8 protein-coding genes are annotated in these 5332 nt (G+C 67.6%); 4 read left to right on the top strand and 4 right to left on the bottom strand.

Translation table 11 applies throughout. The features are described from left to right. The first annotated feature begins 177 nt into the window (after positions 1-177). Positions 178-792 carry a TetR/AcrR family transcriptional regulator gene (locus tag P1X14_RS21610; RefSeq protein ID WP_277317492.1) on the top strand — a complete coding sequence of 205 codons (615 nt, stop codon included), beginning with the start codon at positions 178-180 and terminating at the stop codon, positions 790-792. Between the two features lie 14 nt (positions 793-806). Continuing rightward, positions 807-1202 carry a DUF1761 domain-containing protein gene (locus P1X14_RS21605; protein WP_277317491.1) on the top strand — a complete coding sequence of 132 codons (396 nt, stop codon included), beginning with the start codon at positions 807-809 and terminating at the stop codon, positions 1200-1202. Positions 1203-1206: 4 nt separating this feature from the next. Here the strand turns inward: P1X14_RS21605 and P1X14_RS21600 are convergent, their stop codons facing one another. From P1X14_RS21600 to recQ, 4 genes are read right to left on the bottom strand one after another with little or no spacing between them, the layout of a single operon-like run. Next, positions 1207-1566, bottom strand: coding sequence for a hypothetical protein (locus P1X14_RS21600; RefSeq protein WP_277317490.1), 360 nt, complete (start codon positions 1564-1566; stop codon positions 1207-1209). Beyond that, positions 1563-1991: a TIGR01244 family sulfur transferase gene (locus tag P1X14_RS21595; RefSeq protein WP_277317489.1), complete on the bottom strand. Its 429-nt coding sequence runs from the start codon at positions 1989-1991 to the stop codon at positions 1563-1565. Before P1X14_RS21595 ends, P1X14_RS21600 begins: the two co-directional genes overlap by 4 nt. A gap of 10 nt (positions 1992-2001) precedes the next feature. Beyond that, positions 2002-2436: a hypothetical protein gene (locus P1X14_RS21590; RefSeq protein ID WP_277317488.1), complete on the bottom strand. Its 435-nt coding sequence runs from the start codon at positions 2434-2436 to the stop codon at positions 2002-2004. Continuing rightward, complete coding sequence (recQ, locus tag P1X14_RS21585; RefSeq protein ID WP_277317487.1) at positions 2433-4214, bottom strand: DNA helicase RecQ; 1782 nt, start codon at positions 4212-4214, stop codon at positions 2433-2435. Before recQ ends, P1X14_RS21590 begins: the two co-directional genes overlap by 4 nt. Before the next feature lie 40 nt (positions 4215-4254). Between recQ and P1X14_RS21580 the strand changes: the two genes are divergently transcribed. Then, positions 4255-4530, top strand: coding sequence for a GNAT family N-acetyltransferase (locus P1X14_RS21580; RefSeq protein ID WP_277317486.1), 276 nt, complete (start codon positions 4255-4257; stop codon positions 4528-4530). A gap of 71 nt (positions 4531-4601) precedes the next feature. After that, positions 4602-5332, top strand: a 731-nt coding sequence (locus tag P1X14_RS21575) for an ATP-binding protein (RefSeq protein WP_277317485.1), incomplete at its 3' end; no start/stop codon positions are given.

The following is a 5332-nucleotide window of genomic DNA, read 5'->3' as shown; positions in this document are numbered from 1 at the left end:
GGCCCGCTCCCCCACCCGGCCACCCAACGGAAGTATATTCTATGGGTGGCCGGGTGGGGGAGCGGGCCGGCACCGCGCTTCAGCGCAGCTGAGAGCACTACTTGAACGATCGATCAACAAATCGCTTGACCGCGTTGGTTGAATGATCAATCAAGCTCGAGAAGGAACGGAATCGAGATGAGCAGCGGACGCAGCGCAAAGGAGCGGATCGTGATGGCGGCGATGGAGCTGTTCTGGGCGAAGGGCTATAACTCCACCTCGGTGTCGGACATTCTCAGCCGCACCCAGCTCAACTCCGGCAGCCTCTATCACGCCTTCCCGGGCAAGCAGGATATCCTGATCGCTGTGCTCGAAGCCTATCGCGACGGCATCTATCCGATGCTGATCGATCCGGCATGGGAAGGGGTGGAGGATCCGGTCGAGCGGATCTTCGCGCTGCTGGCGCGCTATCGCGGGCTGATCCTCGAAACCGAGTGCACCTATGGCTGTCCCATCGGCAGCCTCGCGCTCGAACTGCACGAAGCCGATCCGGTGGTGCGCGAGTTGATCGCAGCCAACTTCAACGCCTGGACCGGCGCAATCGAACGCTGCCTGACCGAGGCCGGCGACCGGTTGCCCGAGGCGACCGACCGCAAGGCGCTCGGCGAATTCGTCCTCACCACCATGGAAGGCGGGGTGATGCAGGCACGGACGCACCGCGACGTCGCGGCGTTCGATCGCAGCATCGCCGCGCTGCGCGACTATTTCGAGATGCTGCTGGCCCGGGCCGCGAGGGAGCGCGCGCCAGCCTAGACGGGGGAAATGACATGGCTGAGATCAACTGGCTCGCGGTGGTCGCCGCGGCACTGGCGGCGTTCGTCCTTGGCGGATTGTGGTATTCGCCGATGCTGTTCGGAAAGACGTGGCAGAAAGCCGCGGGCCTCAGCGACGAGACGCTGAAGGCAGGCAATCCCGCGATCATCTTCGGTGGATCATTCGTTCTGGCGCTGATCGCCTCGGCGACCTTCGCGCTGTTCCTCGGCCCGATGACCGCGGGTCCCGCGACTGCCGCCGGTCTGTGCGCGGGTCTATGCTGGGTCGCGGCGAGCTTCGGGATCAACGGCCTGTTCGAACGCAAGCCGCTGGCGCTGATCCTCATCAACGGCGGCTATCACACCGTGCAATTCACGCTGATGGGGCTGATCCTGGGGGCGTGGCACTAGGCCGCTAAAGCGCGCCGATCCCGCGCACCAGCACCGTCCCGAACCGCGCTTCGCCGCTGGCGATCCGCAGCCCGTCGCCGGTCGGCACGGCGTCGAGCGGACCGGTCAGCCGCCGCGCCGCGATCCGCGCACCGTGCATCTTGAGCAGGGCGAAGCTGCCGTCGCGCCCGCGCACGATCGCGGCCTGGCCATCGCTGCCGATGGTGGCGCTTTCGCCGTCGAAGCCCGACAAGATGTCCTCAGCCGCGCGGATCGCCTCGGTCTCGCCGCCGATGCGCCCGCCGCCCAGCCCAAGCAGCTTCGCCGCCAGCGCCAGCGTCAGGATCGCGACAAGCGAGGCGCCAAGGACGATCAGTTCCTTCACGCGCGGGCGGACAGCGCGTCGAGCAGCGGGCGGATGCCCGAAATGTCATAGCCCGCACCTGCCGCCTTGGCGGTCAGCGTATCGGGATCGCCGCCGGTGCTGGCCGCGGCCAGCGCCCAGAGATTGCACGAGCGCGTGCCCGAGCGGCAATAGGCCAGCACCGGGCCGTTCGCCGCGCCCAGCGCCGCCGCCATCGCCTCGACCTGCGGCGCGGAGAAGCCCGCATGGGTCACCGGAATCGCGACATAGCTCAGCCCCGCCGCCTTGGCTGCGGCCGCGACGGCATCGCCTTCGGGCTGGCCGCCCTCTTCCGCATCGGGGCGGTTGTTGATGATGCCGGTGAACCCCGCCGCCGCGAACCCGGCCACGTCCTCGGGAAGGATTTGCGGCGCGACCGAGATGCTGTCGTCGATGGTACGGATCATTGGGTTTCCTTCACATTCCGATGGAGTCGAGCTTGGCGAGCGCCGCGGCGACCACGGGGTCGCCTGCATGGCGGGTGCGCAGCGTGGCGGTTTCGGCGTCGAGGCCCGCGCAGAGCTGGTTCACGTTGCGCTCGATCTCGGCCTTGCGGTCGGCATCGTACGGCTCCTCGCCGGACCAATGCTCGCAATCGGCACGACGCACGAGATAGCGCTGCACGTCGGCGGGCATGCCCCGTGCCTCGGGATAGACCGCCAACTCATTCTCGGTAAGCGCCGCATCCGCGACCGGCGCCGGGGCTGGTGCCGCAACCGGCGTTTCGACCGGCGCGATGGCAGCGTTCATCGGCTCGACCGGCACGCTCGCGACATTCTCGACGACCACGCTGCCGCCGCTGCCACAGGCCGCGCATGCCAGCGCCAGCGCCATTCCCCCCAGACGGATCATGCCTCCACTCCCGCGCCTTCGCGGATCACCGCGAGGAAGGCATCGCCATACGCCTCCAGCTTGCGCGCGCCAACGCCCGAGATACGGCCCAGCGCATCGATGCTCTCCGGCCGCGCCGCCGCCATGTCGCGCAGCACCGAATCGTGGAAGATCACATAGGGCGGCACCTGCGCCTCCATCGCCAGCTCACGCCGCTTCGCGCGCAGCGCCTCGAACAGCGGATCGCCGACCGGATTGGGCGCACCGCCCGCCTTCCCCTTGCGGCGACGCTCGCGCTTGGGCGGCAGCACCAGCGAGACTTTGGCGCCTTCCTTCAGGATCGCCTTGGCCGCCGGTCCGAACTCCAGCCCGCCATATTCATTGGCCCGAAGCGCATCCTTCAGCAGCAGCGCCCGCGCCACCGGCTTGATCAGCGCCGTTTCGTCGCCCTCGACGATGCCGAACACCGACAGCGATTCATGCCCGTTGGTCATGCTCCGCTCGGTCGACTGGCCCAGCAATATGCTCTCGATATAGCCCACGCCGAAGCTCATGCCCGTGCGGAACACCGCCGAGAGGAATTTCTGCGCGGTCACCGTCGCGTCGATCGCGCTGGGCGGGACGAGGCAATTGTCGCAATTGCCGCAGGTCTCGGCGGCGTCCTCGCCGAAATGCTTCAGGAGAATACGCCGCCGGCATCCGGCGGTCTCGACCAGCGCGCCCAGCGCGGTCAGCCGCACCCGCTCGCCGGCCTGACGATGCGGCTCGACTTCGCCGATGCGCTGGCGGGCGCGGGCGAAATCCTCCGCACCCCAATAGAGCTGCGCCACCGCTGGATCGCCGTCGCGCCCCGCACGGCCAGTCTCCTGGTAATAGGCCTCGATCGATTTCGGCAGCCCGGCATGGACGACGAAGCGCACGTCGGGCTTGTCGATCCCCATGCCGAAGGCGACGGTGGCGACGATCACCATGTCTTCGCTCGCTACGAACGCCGCCTGATTGCGCCGCCGCACATCGGGTTCGAGCCCGGCATGATAGGGCAGCACCCGCCGCCCGGTCGACGCCAGCTTCTCGGCCAGCTTCTCCACCCCGTTACGCGTCTGGGCATAGACGATGCCCGGTCCGGTCTGCCCGGCGATGAAATCCACCACCTGCGCGGTCGTGTTCTCGCGCGGGCTGATATCGTAGCGGATATTGGGCCGGTCGAACCCGGCAACGATCAGCCCGTCACGCGGGATACCGAGCTGGTCGAGGATATCGGCCTGGGTATGCGCGTCGGCCGTGGCGGTCAGCGCCAGCCGCGGCACTTCCGGAAACGCATCGAGCATCGGCCGGAGCAGGCGATAGTCGGGGCGGAAATCATGTCCCCATTCGGACACGCAATGCGCTTCGTCGATCGCGAACAGCGCCAGCTTCGATTGGCGGAGGAGGTTGCGGAATCCCTCGCCCGAGGCGCGTTCGGGCGCCACGTACAGCAGGTCCAGCTCGCCCGCGCGGAACCGCGCGATGGTCTCATCGCGATTCTCGTCGACGCTGGTCAGGGTCGCGGCGCGGATGCCCACGGCTTCGGCGGCGCGAAGCTGATCGTGCATCAGCGCGATCAGCGGCGACACGACCAGACAGGTGCCGTCCAGCGCGACCGAAGGCAGCTGGTAGCAGAGCGACTTGCCCGCACCAGTCGGCATCACCGCCAGCGTGTTCTGCCCCTCCAGCACCCGGCCGACCACGCGCGACTGCACCCCGCGAAAATTGGGGAATCCGAAGACGGTGTGGAGGATATCGAGCGGATCGGCGGTCACGCCGCTGGCCTAGGCCCCGTGGCCCATGTTAGCCAACCCCATGGACAGCGAAATTGTGAACAACGCGGCCGATCTCCGCTACGAAACCCATGTCGAAGGGCACACCGCCTTCGCCGCCTACAAGCTGCATGGCGAAGTGATCACCTTCACCCACACCATCGTGCCCGAGGAACTGGGCGGCCGCGGCATCGCGTCGCGGCTGATCAAGTTCGCCCTCGACGATGTCCGCGCACAGGGGCTGAAGGTCATCGCCCAATGCCCGTTCGTCGCCGCCTATATCGAGAAGCATCCCGATTATCGCGACCTGCTGGTCTAATCCCCAGCTAATCGACCAACCGGGCATTTCCGGTCTTGCCCCTGCCCCGGGGCTTCCCCAAGGATTCCCCCATGACGGTCGCCGTGGATATGGGCGTCGACGGCGCCAACAATGCGGTGCCGATCGACCTTGAGGAGCTGCTCGCCACGCGCCTGCTCGTCCAGGGCAATTCGGGGTCGGGCAAGTCGCATCTGCTGCGCCGCCTGCTCGAAAAAAGCGCCGGCCATGTCCAGCAGGTGGTGATCGATCCCGAAGGCGATTTCGTCACCCTGGCGGATCGCTATGGCCATGTCGTGATCGAGGCGGTCGACTATTCGGAGCGCGAGGTCGCCCGCTTCGCCCAGCGCATCCGCGAACATCGCGCCTCGGTGGTGCTCAGCCTGGAAGGGCTCGAAGCCGAAGGCCAGATGAAGTGCGCCGCCGCCTTCCTTTCCGGCCTGTTCGATGCGCCGCGCGACCATTGGTATCCGGCGCTGGTGGTGGTCGACGAGGCCCAGTTGTTCGCGCCCGCAGGCGGCGGCGAAGTGGCCGAGGAAGTCCGCCGCGCCTCGCTATCCGCCATGACCAATTTGATGTGCCGCGGCCGCAAGCGCGGGCTGGCCGGGGTGATCGCCACCCAGCGCCTCGCCAAGCTGGCCAAGAATGTCGCGGCCGAAGCGTCGAACTTCCTGATGGGCCGCACCTTTCTCGACATCGACATGGCCCGCGCCGCCGATCTGCTCGGCATGGAGCGGCGCCAGGCCGAGGCGATCCGCGACCTCGACCGTGGCGTGTTCCTCGCGCTCGGCCCCGCCGTGTCGCG

This window comes from Sphingomonas sp. AOB5 (assembly GCF_029433115.1).
Lineage (GTDB): Bacteria > Pseudomonadota > Alphaproteobacteria > Sphingomonadales > Sphingomonadaceae > Sphingomonas.
This window is presented reverse-complemented; position numbering and strand designations above follow the sequence as displayed.